We start from the raw sequence: 16423 nt of genomic DNA on the forward strand, positions 1-16423 counted from the left end.
ACAGGGGCGGAGTGCAGCGGATCGCGTGGCGGTGAAAGGCAGACGGGTGTGTGGCGGCGGGAAGCCGCATGGACAGAGCACCGGTGCAGCGGCGCACGGAGGTGCCGCCACGGACGACGCCGTCGACGCTGGCTGATTCGACGGCAATGCGCGAGCGGGCGATTAGCGTTGCGATCGCGGCATGCGGATTCGCCACGGCGGGCGAAACGAGGTGGGTGAAACGAGGTGGCCGGCTACGACGCGCAGCCGTTGCAGGGACGATTGAATGCTGCAGAAAACCGCGCACGCGCGGCGCATGGCGATCGCTCGACCGCACGCGGCTCCGATGCCGTGTGCGGGAAGGCGGGCTTACCTCATCTGCGGCAGCGCGACCCAGGTCAGCGTGTTGGCCGGATCGACCTGCGTGTCGTCGACATGGGAGATCACGTGCCGGCCATCGGGCCCGGTCGTGACGGCGACGCTTTCCGTCAGCGCCAGCCGGATCGAAAGGTCGACTGCCGCCTGTTCGCGAATGCCGACCTCGAAGGTGATGCCGCTCGCGCGCGCGGCAGGGTTCGTCACGAGATCCGGCTGGTTCGCGCGCGCCCATTCGACCAGCGCGACGAACACGGGATCCGTGTCGCCGGAGAAATTCGTCGCGAGCACGTGGGCCGTGTACCGGTATTCGAACGACGGCGTCAGCGAGCCGGTCGTCGCAATCGACCCTTGCTCGACGAGCACGGTCAGCGCGCCCGGTTCGGTCCCGAGCGACGGGATCGCGGCGACGAGCGCCCGCCGCAGGCTGTCCGGCTTAATCATGTGGATGCGCTTCGTGGTTGGTTGCGGGCGAGCCGGCCTGGCACGCCGCGATCATGTCGACTTGCGCTGCGCAGGTCGCCCAGGCAGCCTTCGCGAGCGTGAGCGCGGCATCGAGCTCACCGTTGGTGCGGGGCGCGAGCATCGGCAGCGTGCACGGGCTCACCGTCTGGCACGTATTTGACGTAAGCGTCGGCGCCGGTGAGAGCGGGATTGGCTTGCAGGCGGACAACGTCGTCAGGCAGACGAGTGCCAGCCCAGGCGCGAAGCGTGGCGTTTTCATCGGTCAATCTCCGGTTTTCAAGTCGAGTGGCGTCGAGCTTCGATGCGATCGCGACCTGCGAACGGTCGAGCCGGGCCTGCTGTCGTGCGCGTTCGGCGGCGTCCTGCCGCATGCGCGAAATGATGTCGTCGCGCCCGGCAAGCGCTTGTCGTGTATCGACGAGTTGCTGCCGCGTGGAGCCGAGGTCGGCGCGCAGCGCATGCAGGTACAGCGCCGCGGCGGCGCACGCGGCAAGCGCGGCGACGCAGACGGCGAATTTCGCGGCGAGCCCGTTCATGCGGCGTTCGTGGCGCCGGGCGTTGCGGATCCGCTCGGCGTCGACGCGGCCGGTTGCGACGCATAGCGGTCGTAGGCGCGCGCGAGCTTGACGTCGTAGAGGTTTGCCGCGTAGTCGGGGCCGTTGTACGCGCGTGCGAATGCGGCCCACTGGCGGGCGCCGAGCGCGCGGCGCAGCGCGTTGTCGGCCGCGATATAACGGACGAATGCGTCGAGGTGCTGGGCTTCGCCGCTTTCCATGCACGCGACGAATTCGTCGATGCCGGCATAGCCGAGGCGTTCCCAGTGATAGCCCATCACCTGGAACGCGCCCCAGCTCGCGGATTCCCATGCGGCCCCTGCATCGATCGACTCGGCCATCGCGAGGCGCGTGTATTCCGCGGTGCTGCCGCGATAGCCGCCGCGTGTGCGCGACACGATGTCCGGCTGCCGCGCCGCGAACGGCTCGGGATCGATGCCGCGTGCCTGCAGCCGCTTCCAGAACACGTGGCGTTCGAACAGGATCACGGGCCGGCCGTCGGGCAGGAACCCGGCGCCGCGCGATTCGACTTCGTTGACCGCGCGAATGCACGCGAGCGGCACGTCGAGCGTGCATGCAGCGCGTTCGAGATCGGCGAGCGCGAGGTGTTTCGGGTCGCGCTGGCCGGTGGCCAGCGCGGCACAGGTCTTCGGGCCGGCAATGCCGTCGTCGACGAGGCCGGTGTTCCGTTGCAGCGCGACGACGGCGGCTTCGGTCGCCGCGTCATAGAGGTGCGTGACCTGCACCGGATAGCCGGCGCGGATCAGCCGGCGTTGCAGCAGGCCGACGTCGTCGCCGTGGTCGCCGAGGCGGCGGGTCTTCATGATTCATTCACTCCTGAGCAGGCGTGCGACGTTGCCGCGTGTGCCGCAGACGGACATCGCCAGCAGGACGGCGGTGGCCGCTTCGAAGAAGCCGATGGATCCGGCATGCAGCAGCAATTCGATCGATGCGCCGCCGGCGACTGCCACGACGACCCAGGCGAACCAGGACGCGCGATGCCGGTGCCGCGCGCCGTTACGCCGGTAGGTGAGCACGCGCACGAGCACGGCGACGTGCGCGCAGAGCGCGATCAGCACGAGCGGGAGTGGCATGTCATCCCCCCTTGCGGAACAGCGCGAGCAGGTCCAGCGTCTTGACCCGTTCGATGAGTTGCAGCGTGACGGCGATGACGAGCGCGGCCGCGAAGAACGCGGCGACGCCCGTCGAATGAATCGGGGTGGCGCCGACGATTTCCGGTGCGGCGAGATAGCCCATTACGAGCGAGATCAGCAGGTAGGCGGCGCGCCGTGCAATGCCGATCTCCTTCGAGGTGACGACCACGAGCGCGGCGCCCGTGAACGCGCCGATCAGCGCGTTGCCGTCGATGCCGGGCGCGAGCCCGGCGACGCCGATCGCGGCGGACAGCATCGCGGCGGTGGTGAGGTTCGGTTCGGCCATGCAGGCGATTCCAGGGTCAGTCAAACAGTTGCAGCAACGGCCGTGCGCGCGTGGCGGTGTCGAGCGGCGGCAAATGGACGGGCGTGTCGGCCGGCAGCACGACACCGAGGCTGGCGAGTCCGGTGTTGGCTTCGAGCACGGTTTCGACGGTGCCGTCCGTGCGGCCGTAATGGCGCCAGCACAGCGCGTCGACCGTGTCGCCCTGCAAGGTGCGCACGATCATGGCCGGCGCTCCCGATGCGGGAGAGCGACGCAGTCGCCGGCCGGCGGGTGGTGGAGGCATGTCGATGTCGTGCTGCTTGCCATGGCGAGGTCCCGGGCGGTGAGGCAGTGAAGATGGTTCCCATGGTCTAGCTTCGCCGGACGGGCTTCAACGACGCGCATGCGTGGCCTGCGTGGAGACGCAGCGCGGCGCGTGTCGCGACGCGCATCGCGCCTTACGCTTTCCGGGCTGGTGCTTGATGATGACGGGCGCGCACGGCGTGGGCCGTGCAGCCGGATTGCAGCCTGCGCGAGCCGGGGCGGCCTTGATCGATCTTGTGCAGCCTTGGTTTTGCGCTGTGCGAGGCGCGCTGGGCCTTGCCGGGCAAGGGCGGGGCGAACGTAGGTAAAACTCCGAAGGCAGGGGTTGCTGGTTCGATCCCAGCCTGAGCGGTCGCCGCCGCTTGGCGATTCGGAGCAGACGTGCCGGTGCCTTCGTCGTTGTGCGAGAATCGCCCGCAACGACAACTCCAAGCGTCGATCGCGGCGGCCGTCCGCGCATCGCGCCGACTCCCGATGGCTGCCATCCCGTCTACCTCGACCGCAGTCGATGCCCGTGCGCTGACCGATGCGCAGCAGGCGCTGCTCGCGCGTCTGCACGTGTATTCCCCTGACGATCCGAGCGCGCCGCTGCCGTACAGCCGGCGCCTTGCCGAAGCCGAAGGCTGGCCGCATGCGCATGCGCTGGCGGTGATCGACGAATACAAGCGCTTCGCGTTTCTCGCGCAGGCAGCCGGACACCCGGTCACGCCGTCGGTCGCGGTCGATGCCGCGTGGCATTTCCATCTGCAGTACACGCTCGAATACTGGGACGTCTTCTGCGCCGGCGTGCTGCGCGCGCGGCTGCATCACATGCCCGGCACGGGCGCGCCGGACGAGGCCGCCGTGTACGCGCAGCGTTACCGCGACACGCTGGACAGCTATCGCCGGCTGTTCGGCTGCGAGCCGCCCGAGTCGATCTGGCCGTCGCCCGCCGGCCTGCGTGACGCATCCGGATCGCCGCAGCCGGAACCTTCAGCCGCGAGCGCGGCAGGGAATGCGGATTCGCCGGCCGCCCCGCCCGCAGGCAGGACCTGGCGCGACCGGTTGCCGAAACTCGCGTGGCCGGCGGCCGCCGCAAGCGTCGCCGCGACCTGCGCATCGGCGCAGGACTTCAACGTGCTGAACTACACGGGGCCGCAATTTCTCGCGTTCTATGTGCCGGCATGCGTCGTCGCGTTGTTGCTGATCGTGGTGCTTCAGGGTATCGAGTTCCGGCGCCGCCGCTGGGGCGGGCGCACGCGCAAGGCATCGGCCGACCTGAGCACCGACGAAGTCGCCTATCTCACCGGCGGCGAAGCACGGGTCGCCCAGGTCGTGACGATGTCGCTTGCGCATGCGGGCGCGGTCGACCTGTGGACGGTCCCCGGACAGGGCGGCTACGTGCAGATCGCCGACCTGGATCGCGCGGGCCGCCATGACGACCACTGCGCGTGGCTCAAGGAGCGGCCGTCCGGCACCGTGCGTTACGACGTGTTTCGCGAGCGGCTCGCCGGGTATGCGCAGGAGGTCGTCGACGGGATGCGCGCGCAGGGCTGGCTCTGGGCGTCCGGCGAGATGCGCGCGTCGCGTCTGGCCGCGCGCGCGATCGTGCTGCTCGTGCTGGGCACGGGTGCCGCGAAACTCGCGGTCGGCCTGAGCCGCGGGCGGCCCGTGCTGCTGCTCGCCGTCTGCATGGCGGTGTTCGCGGTCGCGTACCGGCTCGTCGCGCGGCGGCTGACCGGCTTCGGGCGGGGCGGCGCGACGGCCGCCGGGCGGGCCGCGCTGCTCGCGCGCCGGATTGCGCACGATCCGCGGGCCGCGCGAAACCCGCAACCCACGCCCGATACGCAGGCAGCGCAACAGACGCAGGATCGCGAACGAGGCGATCCGGACCCGTTGCTGTGGACTGCGGCGCTGTTCGGCACGGCCGCGCTGGCCGGCACCGCATGGTCGGTGTATTCGCAAACCGTGCAGACCGCGTCGCGGATCTCGACGCTCGCCGCCGCGAAAGCGGGCAGCGGCAGTGCGTTCGATGCGTCGGACAGCAGTGACTCGTCGTCGAGCTGCAGTTCGTCGAGTTCGTGCAGTTCCAGCTCGTGCAGTTCGAGCAGCTGCGGCGGGTGTTCGTCGAGTAATTGAGCACGGGCGGCAGGGCGCAGGCGAGGGAGGGCGGCCGCGCGCCGCCAGTGGTGACTGGTAGCAACGCGCCGCCAGTGCGCTGCTGACGGAACGCATCGGCCGGACCGACGCGGCGACGCTGCCGATGCCTGAGCGTCGCGATGAAAAATCGGGCGCGACCACTCGGGTGCCGAATGATTCCTGCGCCAACCGTCGGCCCTGACGGCAAGTCCACATCGGCACCGGGCATATCCAGGCCGGCGGACGCGACACCGGCCCCCAACCCCGGCCCCCAACCCCATCACCGGAACAGAAGCCAGAACGCCGTTCTTCTCCGTGGCCGGTCGCCGTCGCGGGCTTTCTATACTGCATCGTCCATGCTCGCGGCCGATGTGCCGCGACGTTTTCCACCGCTGTACCGAGCGGCCCGGCATCGAGCCGCCGTACCGGCACACTTGCGACCGCGAATGAACGTTACGACCTCCGACGATTGTATTGGCGTGCTGTCCGACCATTTGTGGGCGAAGCATTTCATCGTGCTCGGCTACCGGGATGGGGCCTTTTCGGCGATTCCGAACAATTTTTTCCGCAACTGGGTCGATGAGGAAGCGCCGGTCGGTACGTTTCATATCGGCCGGTGCTCGTCGATCGGTGTGGGCTCGATCGCAAAGTACGACGTGGGCGATCAGAAGCTCGTGATCGGCAAGCACGTGGCCGGCGGACTGCGCCTGCGATTCCTGTTGAACGGTCAGCATGAGATGCGCACGATTTCGACGAGCATGTTCAGCCTCTACGGTAACGGCCTCGCCCATGCGCCGATGCCGCAATACTCGGACACCGTGATCCACAACGACGTCTGGATCGGCGATGAAGCCATGTTCCTTGGCGGCAGCCAGGTTGAGAGCGGCTGCGTGATCGGCGCGCGGGCCGTCATTCCGCCCAATTTCCGCACCGAGGCGTACGGCATTTATGCCGGCTCGCCGGCGCGTCTGGTGCGCTTCCGCTTCACGGAGAAGGTGCGCGAACGGCTGCTGCAGCTCGCGTGGTGGGACATGCCGCTCGACTGGATCAAGCAGAACAACGACGCTTTCCTGGTCGACCTCACCGCCGATGAAGGGCGTGCGCTCGACACGCTCGCGGCGCTCCAGGAAGCCAAGGATCGTGCCGTCGGTCAGTCCGGCCAACCGGCCGCCGCGTCGACGCCGACGCCCGCCTGACCGACCGTTCGCGCTGCGCGCCGCGCAGCGCCGCATGACATGACACCTGCTTTCGACGAATCCGCACCGGTTCAACACGCCGCGACGCTGTGCCAGAACGGACAGTTCGCCGATGCACTGTCGCTCGTCGCGCCGCTGTTCGACCGGCCGGCGCCGGCCATCGCTGCGTTGCACATCGCGGCCGTCTGCGCGCTCGGCCTGAACCGTCTGGTCGACGCGGAAGCCTGGTGGCGGCGCGCAATCGACACGATGCCGGCGTTCGAGCCGCCGTACGACGGCCTCGGCGCGCTGCTCGTGTCGCAAGGTCGCCTGTCCGACGCCGAGGCGCTTCTGCGCCGGCAGCTCGCGGCCGTCACGCCGTTGCGGGCGTCGCACCATCACCGGTTCGGCAAGGTGCTCGAAGCGCTCGGCCGACTCGATGAGGCCGAACAAGCGCTCGGGCAGGCGCTGCTGATCGAGCCGCAGGCGGCCGACGTGCTGACCGATCTCGGCAACCTGCTGCGCGTCCTCGGCCGGCAGGCCGAAGCGGAACTCGCGTACCGGCTCGCGATTGCCGTGCGCGCCGACTACGTGCTCGCGCACGCCAATCTCGGTGCGATCCTCGTCGACATGCAGCGGCTGCCGGAAGCGGAAGCGGCGAGCCGCCAGGCGCTCGCGCTGTGCCCGGATCATCTGGAGGCGCACTACAACCTCGGCGTCGCGCTGCAGAATCTCGATCGCCTGCCGGAAGCGGAAACGGCCTATCGCGACGCGATCCGTTGCCGCCCCGGCCAGCCGCAGCCGCACAACAACCTGGGCTGCGTGCTGCGCGCGCAGGGCCGCCACGACGAAGCGATGGCCGTCTTCGCCGATGCGCTGTCGCTCGCACCGGACATGGCCGAAGTGCACTACAACCTCGGCACCACATTTGCGTACGCCGGCCGCCATGACGATGCCGAACGGGCGTACCGCCGCGCGCTCGAGCTGCGCGAGGATTATGGCGATGCGCGTTTCGGCCTGGCGACGCTGCTGCTCGCGCTTGGCCGGTTCGACGAAGGCTGGCGGCGCTACGAATCGCGCTACGAGCAATCGGCGTTCGTGCATCGCCGGACCCGCGAGGTGTTGGCGTGTGCGCAGTGGCAAGGAGAGTCGCTCGCCGGCAAGACGCTGCTCGTCTGGCAGGAGGACGGCCTGGGCGACATGCTGCAGTTCGGCCGCTACTTTGCGGAATTTCGTGCGCGGCATGCGGCGCGCGTGGTGTTCGCATGCCAGCCCGCGCTGCATCGGCTGATGGAAACGGTCGACGGCGTCGACGCGGTGCTCGATCACGAGACCGCGACCGCACAGGCGGCGCAGTTCGATTACTGGACGAGCCTGCTGAGCGCGCCGATGCACGCGGGCACGACGCTCGACACGATTCCGCCGCCGGTGCGTCTCGCGCCCGATCCGGCCCGCGTCGCACACTGGCGTGCACGTCTCGACGCGCTGCCGGCCGGCCCGCGCGTCGGCCTCGTGTGGAAGGGCAACCCGAAGCATCACAACGATGCGCACCGCTCGCTGCCGTCGCTCGCGTTGCTGACACCGCTGTGGAGCGTGCCGGGCGTGAGTTTCGTGAGCCTGCAGAAGGGGCAGGGCGAGGACGAGGCGCGTCAGCCGCCGGGTGGCCTGCCGTTGCTGCACCTGGGCTCGGAGATCGACGATTTCGCGGATACGGCCGCGATCGTCGCGCAACTCGATCTCGTGGTGTGCGTCGATACGTCCACCGCGCATCTGGCCGCATCGCTCGGCAAGCCTTGCTGGGTGCTGCTGCCGAATCAGGATGTAGACTGGCGCTGGATGCACGACCGCGACGATTCGCCGTGGTATCCGGGCACGGTGCGGTTGTTCCGCAGAGGACGCGGCGACACCTGGATCCAGCTGGCCGAGCGCTTGCGCGAGGCGTTCGCCGCGCATTTCGCGGCCGGCCGCATGACGCCGGACGAGGCGGTGCGTACCGCCTGAAGTGACGCCGCGTGCCGCGCGCGCAGGGCGGCACGTCATACTGCGTGCGGGAAACGCGGCAATGACAACGCCGCTTCTGCTTTTCAGATCAATCGAGGCCCTCGTGGAAAACATCGTCATCGTCGGCTCGTCCGGTCACGCCAAGGTCGTGATCGACATCGTCGAACAGGCCGGCCGGTACCGGATCGCCGGGCTGATCGATTCGTTCCGGCCGCGCGGCGAGGAGACGCTCGGCTACCCGGTGCTGGGCACCGAGCAGGACCTGCCGCATCTGATCGACGCGCACGGAGTCGCCGGGCTGCTGGTTGCGATCGGCGACAACCACGCGCGCGAGCAAGTGACGGCCGATCTCGCTGCCCTCGTGCCCGGCTTGCCGTGCGTGTCGGCGGTGCATCCGGCCGCGTGCGTCGGCAACGCGTCGACGATCGGTGCGGGCACGGTCGTGATGGCCGGCGCGGTGATCAATCCGTGCTGCACGATCGGCAGCGGGTGCATCGTCAACACGAATGCCTCGCTCGACCACGACGGCGTGATGGCGGATTTCTCGAGTCTCGCGCCGGGTGTCGTCACCGGCGGCAACTGCCGGATCGGCCATGGCGCTGCGATCGGCCTCGGCGCGATGCTGCGGCATCGGATCGCGGTGGGCGAGCACAGCGTGGTCGGCGCGGGCTCGGTCGTATTGCACGACGTCGAGCCGTACACGGTCGCGTACGGCAATCCGGCCCGCCGGGTTCGCGCCCGCGCGCCCGGCGACCGTTACCTGTAGACGTCGCGGGTCAGCGCGCGATCAGCTCGACGATGCGGCGGACCATGTCGTCGGTGAGCGCCGGGTAGATCGGCAGGCACAGCACCTTGCGCGCGGCCTCGGTGGCGACGGGCAGGTTGTCGCGGTTGGCGGACGGCAGCCCGCGGTACATCGGGAATTCCGAAATCAACGGATGGAAGTAGCGGCGCGCATACACGTCGTAGTCGCGCAGCTTCTGGTACAGCCCATCGCGGTCGAGCGGATAGTCTTCGTCGACGAGGATCGCGAAATACGCGTGGTTCGCGACGGTCTGGCCGCCGAGCGGCACGCAGCGGATGCCGCGCACGTCGCTCAGCAGCGAGCGGTACAGCGTGTCGATTTCGCGGCGGCGCGCGAGTGCGCCGTCGATGTGCTGCAATTGCAGCATCCCGAAGGCGGCGTTGATCTCGCTCATTTTGCCGTTGATGCCGGGCGCGACGACCGTGACTTCGTCGACGAAACCGAAGTTCTTCAGGTGATCGATCCGTTGCTTGGTCTTCGCGTCGGGGCAGATGATCGCTCCGCCTTCGAACGTGTTGAACACCTTCGTCGCGTGGAAGCTCAGCACCGACAGATCGCCGTGGGTGAGCACGCTGCCGGTGGCGTTCTGCACGCCGAACGCATGCGCGGCGTCATAGATCACGCGCAGGTTGTAGTTGTCGGCGATCTTCTGGATGGCGTCGACGTCGCACGGATTGCCGTAGCAGTGCACGGGCATGATCGCGGTGGTCTGCGGCGTGATCGCCGCCTCGATGCGCGCGGGGTCCAGGTTGAGCGTGCCGGGCGTGACGTCGACGAATACCGGCTTGATGCCGTTCCACAGCAGCGAATGCGCGGTGGCGACGAACGAATACGGCGTCGTGATCACTTCGCCATTGATGCGCAGCGCCTGCAGCGCGGTGAGGAGCGCGAGGGTGCCGTTCGCGAACAGCGACAGGTGCGGCACGCCGAGATACTCGCACAGCGCGCGCTCGAACTGCTGGTGGAACGGTCCGCCGTTGGTCAGCGTGCGGCTCTCCCAGATCTTCTCGAGGTACGGCAGGAATTCATCGAGCGGCGGCAGGTGCGGCTGCGTGACGTAGATGCGTTCGTGCGGCAGTTGCGCGACGGACGACGCGGGCAGGCTGGCGGTCATGATGGTCTCTCTCGATCTGACGTGAGGTTCAGGCCTCTGCCGCGGCCTGTGCGGTAGCCGTGTCGTCGAACAGCGGCGTGTCGAATGCGATGGCAGGCTCACCTGCGCACCAGCGGGTCCACATCGTGCGCAGCGCCGACGACAGCCCGGCTGCGACGATAGCCGGCCGGAACGCGGCGGATTCCGCGCAGCGTGCTCGCAGGCCGGCGCGAAGCGCCCGCAGCGCGGCGGTATCGCGGCTGAGCGCGAGCGCCCTCGCGACGAAATCGTCCTCGTCCGTCGCGATGTACGCGTCGAGCCCGACGTGCTGCAGCCAGCCCGCGCTCCCGCGCCCGGCCATCGTCGCGCCGGGGATCGTCACGGTCGGCACGCCCATCCACAGCGCATTCAGCGTAGTCGTCGAACCGGTGTACGGGAACGCGTCGAGACAGAGGTCGACGCCGTGATGCTGCTGCATGTAGACGGGGATGTTCGAGCGCCGGTGGAACGTCAGGCGGCCGGCATCGATGCCGGAGTCTGCGAACCATTCGGTCAGCGTCTGCTGGTCACCGTTGCTGCCGATCGCGCCGAGCGCCATGCGCGCGGTCGGATCCGCGTGCAGCACGCGCGCCCAGACCTCGATCACGTGCGGGCTCAGCTTGTTCAGGCGGTTGAAGCTGGCGTACGTCGTATAACCGTTGTGCAGCGCCGGCAGCACGTTGACGGGCGGGCAGTTCGGCGGCGGCATGAACGGTGCGATCGCGGGCAGCCGCACGATCTGCTCGACGAACTGGTCGTCGAACGCGCCGTGCGGCGCGACGAAGCGGTCCGTCAGGTAGTAGTCCATCTGGCTGAGTCCGGTCGTGGCCGGATAGCCGATCCACGACGCTTGAACCGGCGCCGCGCGCTGCGCCAGCGCGACGAGCCGGTTGCGGCCGGTGTGGCCCGACAGGTCGATCACGATGTCGATGCCGTCGTTGCGCACGCGTTCGAGGAAGGCCTGGTCGCTCATGCTGGCGACGTTGCGCCAGGTCGTCGCATGGGCCTTGAAGCGTTCGGACGTCTGATCTTCCTCGAGATAATTGTGATAGAAGTGCATCGCAATGCCGGGATCGGCCGCGAGATGCTCGATCACGGGCACGGCGTACGAGGCGACCGCGTGGCTGAACAGGTCGCCCGACACGAAGCCGACCTGCAGCTTGCGCGCAGGGTCGCGCGGGTTCGAGAACACCGCCGCGCGCTTGCGCTTGAGGTTGTCGTAGCGTTGCCCGAACTTGCGGTGTTCCGCAACGAGCGCCTGCGGACTGAAGTCGGTGCTGTGCGCGATACAGAACAGCATGCTGCTGTGGGTGACGCTGTCGGTCGGGTTGATGTCGATCGCGCGCCTCAGCCAGCCTATTGCTTCCTGCGTTGCACCCAGTTCAAGCAGCACGAAGCCGAGCGTGCCGCATGGCGCGGCGACGCCCGGCGCGAGCTCGACCGCGCGCCGGCAGGCCGCGATCGCTTCATCCGAGCGGCGCAGCGCGAACAGCACGAGACCGCGAATCCGCATGGCCTCCGGGTGATCGGGCTGAAGCTGGAGCAGGCGATTGCACTGTTCGTCGGCTTCCGCGAGACGGTTCATCACCCGCAGCGTATCGGCGAGCAGGATGCGCACGAGCACTTCATCCGGCAGCAATTCGACCGTGCGAAAGCCGGCCTCGATCATCTCCGCGAAGCGGCCTTCCCGGTGATGCGATGCGGACAGCGCGCGCCAGCATGGGCCGTCCTCCGGGTAGTCGGCGACCAGTTGCCGCGCAAGCGCGGTGGCTTCCGCGTGCTTGTTCTTGTCGAACAGCGCCGCGTGCTTTTGCAGCAGCGTCTGATTGGGGCGACGGACAGGCTTGCCGGAGTCGCTCCGCCCGGCCGGGCCGGCCGCGGTTTCCAGGACGATCGCCGTGCCGACGCCGCTCGGGGCGACCGCTGCAGTCGCGAGCACGATGTCGGGCGACGCCAGTTGCGCGATCAGCCCGTTGAGCGCCGGGCCGTGCACGCCGCGTTGCTGCGCGATTTCGACCGCGATCCACGCGGCGGCCGTTTGCCCGCTGCGATGCAGTGCGTGAATGTAGCTGACCCAGTAGAAGCCGTTATCCGGGCTCGCGCCGATGGCGGCTTCGAAATGCGGCACCGCGTCAGCCGATTGGTCCGTATCGACCATCAGCACCGCGAGGTTGTAATGCGCATCCCCGTGCGTGGGCACCGCGTCGAGGATGGCCTCGTACAGCGCCCGGGCGTCGTCGAATGCGCCGCTGCGCTGGCGCTCGAGCGCGTTGTCCATGACGAGCGCAATGTCCTGCGCAAGCTGCTGTTCAGGCGTGAGCGCGGCGGAGGCGGGCAGTTCGGTCGAGAACATGATGAGATCTGCGGAAAGTCGGTCGATACCATTATGGGTAGCGTGCCGTCGCGCCGATGCCGCGAGATGACGGGAAAAGCCGGGTTAGTTTGGCCGATTGAACGGTCGGCCGAGGCAGGGGGGGCGGCGCGGTCGGCGGCCCCAAAAAAAACGCCCGCACGAGGCGGGCGGAGGCGAACGAGCACGCCCTCACATCAGCGTGTAGTTCTTGTTGTCAGGTTGGTGCGCGGGTGATGGCGCGGTGCCGGTCTCGCGTCAGCGGCTTGCGATGTTCTGGTACTGGCCGACGGCCTGTACACGGCCCATCGCCGCCTGGTATTCGTCGGTCAGTTCCTGCTGCGCGCGTTGCGCGTTGGCGAAGATGCGGTCGTTGCTGGTCTGCATACGGCGGATTGCGGCGATGCCGGCGGGTGGTTGAACGGCCGCGAGCATCGCGACGAGCGTCCAGCGCGCGTCGACGAGGCGCACCGCTTCGGCCCAGTCGGCCATCGCGGCCGCGTGTTCGATCGCGTCGGTGAGCGCGTCGAGCTGGGCAATCAGTTCGGTCTGTTCCATCCTGGCTCTCCTGTCCGGCTAGCGGTCAGCCCTTGTTGTTCGACATCGCGCCGGCGCTGTTCGTGCCGCCGAACAACTGCGTCAGGTACTGCGAGTTGCTGTTCATCGTCGCCATCAGCGTGTTGAGCGCGGTGAACTGCGCCTGGTACTGGCTGGTCAGTTGCGCCGCGTAGTTCGACAGGGTCGTCTGCTGCGTGGTGACGCTCTTCAGGTCGTTGTTGAGCGCCGTCGTGCGTGCGGCGATCAGCCCGTTCGTCTGCGTGTAGTTCGTGATGTCGGCCGTCAGCTGCTGGCCGATCCCGTTCGTCGAATTGAACAGCGACGCGACGCCCGTCGGGTTGCTCTGCAGCGCGGTGTTGAGCGCCGTGCTGTCGACCTGCAGCGTGCCGTCGGCCTGCAGCGTGACGCCGATCGACGCGAGGTTGACCGTCGAGCCGCTGCCTTTCACGCCGCTCGCGACGACCGATGCGAGCGCGTTGCGGATCGTGTTCAGCGTCGAGTCGCCGAGCAGCGGCCCTTGCGACGACGCGCCGGACGTGAAGCTCGACAGCGAGCCCATCGTCGTGACGAGCGTGTTGTAGAGCGTCACGAAGTTGTTGATCGTCGAAGCCTGGCTCTTCGTATCGGTGGCGACCGTCAGCGTCTGCGTCGAGCCGACCGCGGCCGAGGTCAGGTTCAGCGTGACGCCGGTGATCGCGCTCGACACGGTGTTGCTCGCGCTCGTCGCGGCGATGCCGTTGATCGTGAACGTGGCGTCCTGCGCGGCCGTGCTTTGCTTCCAGGCGGCGCCGCTGTTCGCGGACGTAAAGGTCGACTGGCCACCCGTCGTGCTGGCCGTCGACGTGACGCCGAGGCTGGACAGGCCGTTGTCGCCGGACACGTTGCTGACCGCGACGCTGATCGCGTTCGCGGCGCCGGTCGGCGTCGAGCTGAGCACGAGGTGCGCGCCGTCGCTGCCGTTGACGACCGACGCGACGATGCCCGGGTTGCCGGTCGTGTTGTTGATCGCGGCGGCGATGCCGGACAGCGTGTTGTTGGCGCTGTTCACGTCGACGGTGAACGACTTGCTGCCGAGCGACAGCGTCATCGTGCCGGTGCCGAGCGCCGTCGACGCACCGAATGCGGCCGACGACAGCGACTGCGACGTCGCGATCTGCGTGACGCCGACCGAATAGCTGCCGGCGACGGCGCCGGCACCCGCCGTCGCAGTCAGGCCGGTGCCGCTCGCGGTGGCGGTGAAGGTGTTCTGTAGCGAGCCGTTCGACAGCGTCGTGAGGCCGGCCTGGAGTGCGCTCAGCGCTGCCGAAAGGGCGCCGTACGCGGAAATCTGGGTGTTGTCGCTGGCCTGCTGCGCGGTGAGCGCTGCAGCCTGACCGGCGGTCTTCGCATTGACGAGCGCCGTCACGAGCGAGTTGACGTCCATCGACGAGTTGCCGGTCGAGCCGCTGATGATCGATTGGGCGGCCTGTTGCAGCGCGCTGTTGGCCGAGCTGTTGGCGGCGGTGACGGCGGGATTGATCGTCGACATCGTAGTACTCCGTGCGGCGGGTGATCCGTGAACTTCGGGGTGAAGACCTGGTCGCGGGGCGCGGCCCCGCGTACCAAGCGCTTGCGGCCGGGCCGCGCGTTACGCGGGGCCCGGCCGTGGGTTGCTACTCGATTACTGCAGGAGCTTCAGGACCTGCTGCGGCAGCGAGTTTGCCTGTGCGAGCACCGAGATGCCAGCTTGCTGCAGCACCTGGTTCTTCGACATGTTCGCCGTTTCCTGCGCGAAGTTCGCGTCGGTGATCTGCGACTGTGCCGACGACAGGTCGGTCGATTCTGCCTGCTGCGCCGTTGCGATTGCCGTGAAACGGTTTTGTGCCGCGCCCAGTTGTGCCTGAACGTTGTTCACCGTTTGCAGCGCGTTGTCGATCGACACCATCGCGACGTTTGCACCGCTGACCGTGCTGATGTCGAGGCCCGACACGGTTGCCGGCTTGTTGACGGCGTTGATCTGCGCGACGGCGTTCGTGATCGCGGTGAGCGACGCTGCCGACATGCTCGAGCTGGTTGCGCCCGTTTGGATCGACAGCGCGCCGACTGCCGCGCCCGTGCCGGTCGTTGCGCTTGCGCCGAACACCGACTGTGCAACGGTTTGCGCGATGGCGCCGCCGTTCTGGTCGGTGAACGTGTAGCCGCCTTGACCGTCCGACAGCACGTTGATCGCGGTGATCGCTGCGCCCGACGACGTGTACGCGCCGGCGTTGTCGAGGGTCAGGCCCGTCACCGTGCCGACCGTCTGGCCCTTCTGCACCAGGCCGCCGCCGATCTTCGCAGCCGACATGCTTTGGCTCAGGTCCAGCGAAATCGTCTGGCCGACGTTAGCGCCGACCTGGAACGACACGATGCCTGCGTTGCCGTTCAGGATGTTCGTGCCGTTGTACGTCGTTTGCGACGCGATACGGTTCACTTCCTGGATCTGCTGCGAGACTTCCTGTTGCAGTGCTGCCTGGTCGGTCGAGGACATCGTGCCCGTCGACGCCTGGACGGCCAGCTGGCGGATACGTTGCAGGCTGTTCGTCAGCGACGACAGTGCGCTCGATGCCGTTTGAATCATCGACACGCCGTCGTTCGCGTTCGACACGCCCTGGTTCAGACCGTTGATCTGGGTCTGCATCCGGGTCGAGATCGCGAGGCCTGCTGCGTCGTCTGCCGCGCTGTTGATACGCTTGCCCGACGACAGGCGGGTGATTGCCTGCGACAGCGCGTTTTGCGAGCCGTTGAGGTTCTGCTGTGCAACCAGCGAGTTGATGTTGCTGTTAATTCCGAGCATGGAAAATTCTCCTGTTTAAGCCGAAAGCCCTGGAAAGCCGTTTTGGCGTCGGCGGAAGCACTCGTTCATTGCTGGCCGCCTCAGAGCAGGATTTCGGCGCACCAAAACAAAACTTGAGGGGCACAGTGAGATTCGTCCCGATTTTTTATCCTTCTTTGTCATTTCGGACGGGCCCGGCGTGACGCCGGACGGGTAGGGCCAGAAAGTGGCTCAGCCACGCAGTCGTTCGCCTGTGAAGAGGCGCCCGACAAAAGGGTGGTTTTGTCTGTGATTCCCTGCTATGATGGCGGGCTGAATTGAGATTTCTGTCAAGCCTCTGCCGTTTTCGGCATGTCTGCTGGCAGTCAAACGCG

Annotated in this window: 16 protein-coding genes; 4 read left to right on the forward strand and 12 right to left on the reverse strand. The window is 67.8% G+C overall.

The window, feature by feature from the left end; genetic code table 11:
* Positions 1-348 precede the first annotated feature (348 nt).
* From BCO18175_RS27965 to BCO18175_RS27990, 7 genes are read right to left on the reverse strand one after another with little or no spacing between them, the layout of a single operon-like run.
* The gene (locus BCO18175_RS27965; RefSeq protein ID WP_174985859.1) at positions 349-798 is read right to left on the reverse strand and encodes a phage tail protein; all 450 of its coding nucleotides are present in this window, start codon (positions 796-798) and stop codon (positions 349-351) included.
* Positions 791-1027: an Rz1-like lysis system protein LysC gene (gene lysC, locus BCO18175_RS27970; protein WP_254608183.1), complete on the reverse strand. Its 237-nt coding sequence runs from the start codon at positions 1025-1027 to the stop codon at positions 791-793. The genes BCO18175_RS27965 and lysC overlap by 8 nt, the downstream gene beginning before the upstream one ends.
* A complete protein-coding gene (gene lysB, locus BCO18175_RS40680) occupies positions 915-1355 on the reverse strand; it encodes an Rz-like lysis system protein LysB (protein ID WP_174985861.1) in 441 nt (146 codons plus the stop codon). The genes lysC and lysB overlap by 113 nt, the downstream gene beginning before the upstream one ends.
* Positions 1352-2197 (reverse strand): N-acetylmuramidase domain-containing protein, encoded by an 846-nt coding sequence (locus tag BCO18175_RS27975; protein ID WP_174985863.1) that lies wholly within the window; start codon positions 2195-2197, stop codon positions 1352-1354. The genes lysB and BCO18175_RS27975 overlap by 4 nt, the downstream gene beginning before the upstream one ends.
* A 3-nt stretch (positions 2198-2200) precedes the next feature.
* On the reverse strand, positions 2201-2467 hold the full coding sequence (locus BCO18175_RS27980; protein ID WP_174985865.1) for a phage holin family protein: 267 nt from the start codon (positions 2465-2467) through the stop codon (positions 2201-2203).
* Between the two features lies 1 nt (position 2468).
* Positions 2469-2813 carry a putative holin gene (locus tag BCO18175_RS27985; RefSeq protein ID WP_174985867.1) on the reverse strand — a complete coding sequence of 115 codons (345 nt, stop codon included), beginning with the start codon at positions 2811-2813 and terminating at the stop codon, positions 2469-2471.
* Between the two features lie 16 nt (positions 2814-2829).
* On the reverse strand, positions 2830-3036 hold the full coding sequence (locus BCO18175_RS27990) for a tail protein X (protein WP_174916720.1): 207 nt from the start codon (positions 3034-3036) through the stop codon (positions 2830-2832).
* A 554-nt stretch (positions 3037-3590) separates the two neighbouring features.
* On the opposite strand from BCO18175_RS27990, the gene BCO18175_RS27995 reads away from it, so the two are divergent.
* From BCO18175_RS27995 to BCO18175_RS28010, 4 genes are all read left to right on the forward strand, one after another.
* A complete protein-coding gene (locus BCO18175_RS27995) occupies positions 3591-5234 on the forward strand; it encodes a TIGR04222 domain-containing membrane protein (RefSeq protein WP_174985869.1) in 1644 nt (547 codons plus the stop codon).
* 446 nt (positions 5235-5680) lie between these two features.
* Positions 5681-6430 carry an acetyltransferase gene (locus BCO18175_RS28000; RefSeq protein ID WP_174985998.1) on the forward strand — a complete coding sequence of 250 codons (750 nt, stop codon included), beginning with the start codon at positions 5681-5683 and terminating at the stop codon, positions 6428-6430.
* Positions 6431-6469: 39 nt separating this feature from the next.
* Positions 6470-8410 carry a tetratricopeptide repeat protein gene (locus BCO18175_RS28005; RefSeq protein WP_174985871.1) on the forward strand — a complete coding sequence of 647 codons (1941 nt, stop codon included), beginning with the start codon at positions 6470-6472 and terminating at the stop codon, positions 8408-8410.
* A gap of 103 nt (positions 8411-8513) precedes the next feature.
* Positions 8514-9176 carry an acetyltransferase gene (locus tag BCO18175_RS28010; RefSeq protein ID WP_174985873.1) on the forward strand — a complete coding sequence of 221 codons (663 nt, stop codon included), beginning with the start codon at positions 8514-8516 and terminating at the stop codon, positions 9174-9176.
* Positions 9177-9186: 10 nt separating this feature from the next.
* Here BCO18175_RS28010 and vioA read toward each other — a convergent pair whose 3' ends face one another.
* The 5 genes from vioA to BCO18175_RS28035 form a co-directional block, all read right to left on the reverse strand.
* Positions 9187-10329 carry a dTDP-4-amino-4,6-dideoxy-D-glucose aminotransferase VioA gene (gene vioA, locus BCO18175_RS28015; RefSeq protein WP_174985875.1) on the reverse strand — a complete coding sequence of 381 codons (1143 nt, stop codon included), beginning with the start codon at positions 10327-10329 and terminating at the stop codon, positions 9187-9189.
* A 28-nt stretch (positions 10330-10357) separates the two neighbouring features.
* Positions 10358-12700: a tetratricopeptide repeat protein gene (locus BCO18175_RS28020; protein ID WP_174985877.1), complete on the reverse strand. Its 2343-nt coding sequence runs from the start codon at positions 12698-12700 to the stop codon at positions 10358-10360.
* Positions 12701-12955: 255 nt separating this feature from the next.
* Complete coding sequence (locus tag BCO18175_RS28025; protein WP_174916708.1) at positions 12956-13255, reverse strand: flagellar protein FliT; 300 nt, start codon at positions 13253-13255, stop codon at positions 12956-12958.
* A gap of 25 nt (positions 13256-13280) precedes the next feature.
* A complete protein-coding gene (gene fliD, locus BCO18175_RS28030; RefSeq protein WP_174985879.1) occupies positions 13281-14783 on the reverse strand; it encodes a flagellar filament capping protein FliD in 1503 nt (500 codons plus the stop codon).
* Positions 14784-14915: 132 nt separating this feature from the next.
* Positions 14916-16070: a flagellin gene (locus BCO18175_RS28035; RefSeq protein ID WP_174985881.1), complete on the reverse strand. Its 1155-nt coding sequence runs from the start codon at positions 16068-16070 to the stop codon at positions 14916-14918.
* Between the last annotated feature and the right edge of the window lie 353 nt (positions 16071-16423).

Source organism: Burkholderia lata (genome assembly GCF_902499335.1).
GTDB classification, from domain to species: domain Bacteria; phylum Pseudomonadota; class Gammaproteobacteria; order Burkholderiales; family Burkholderiaceae; genus Burkholderia; species Burkholderia lata_B.

Coding starts and splice junctions, on each gene's coding strand:
- BCO18175_RS27965 (WP_174985859.1), bottom strand. CDS start 798: ATGATTAAGCCGGACAGCCTGCGGCGGGCGCTCGTCGCCGCGATCCCG.
- lysB (WP_174985861.1), bottom strand. CDS start 1,355: ATGAACGGGCTCGCCGCGAAATTCGCCGTCTGCGTCGCCGCGCTTGCC.
- BCO18175_RS27975 (WP_174985863.1), bottom strand. CDS start 2,197: ATGAAGACCCGCCGCCTCGGCGACCACGGCGACGACGTCGGCCTGCTG.
- BCO18175_RS27980 (WP_174985865.1), bottom strand. CDS start 2,467: ATGCCACTCCCGCTCGTGCTGATCGCGCTCTGCGCGCACGTCGCCGTG.
- BCO18175_RS27985 (WP_174985867.1), bottom strand. CDS start 2,813: ATGGCCGAACCGAACCTCACCACCGCCGCGATGCTGTCCGCCGCGATC.
- BCO18175_RS27990 (WP_174916720.1), bottom strand. CDS start 3,036: ATGATCGTGCGCACCTTGCAGGGCGACACGGTCGACGCGCTGTGCTGG.
- BCO18175_RS27995 (WP_174985869.1), top strand. CDS start 3,591: ATGGCTGCCATCCCGTCTACCTCGACCGCAGTCGATGCCCGTGCGCTG.
- BCO18175_RS28000 (WP_174985998.1), top strand. CDS start 5,681: ATGAACGTTACGACCTCCGACGATTGTATTGGCGTGCTGTCCGACCAT.
- BCO18175_RS28005 (WP_174985871.1), top strand. CDS start 6,470: ATGACACCTGCTTTCGACGAATCCGCACCGGTTCAACACGCCGCGACG.
- vioA (WP_174985875.1), bottom strand. CDS start 10,329: ATGACCGCCAGCCTGCCCGCGTCGTCCGTCGCGCAACTGCCGCACGAA.
- BCO18175_RS28020 (WP_174985877.1), bottom strand. CDS start 12,700: ATGTTCTCGACCGAACTGCCCGCCTCCGCCGCGCTCACGCCTGAACAG.
- BCO18175_RS28025 (WP_174916708.1), bottom strand. CDS start 13,255: ATGGAACAGACCGAACTGATTGCCCAGCTCGACGCGCTCACCGACGCG.
- fliD (WP_174985879.1), bottom strand. CDS start 14,783: ATGTCGACGATCAATCCCGCCGTCACCGCCGCCAACAGCTCGGCCAAC.
- BCO18175_RS28035 (WP_174985881.1), bottom strand. CDS start 16,070: ATGCTCGGAATTAACAGCAACATCAACTCGCTGGTTGCACAGCAGAAC.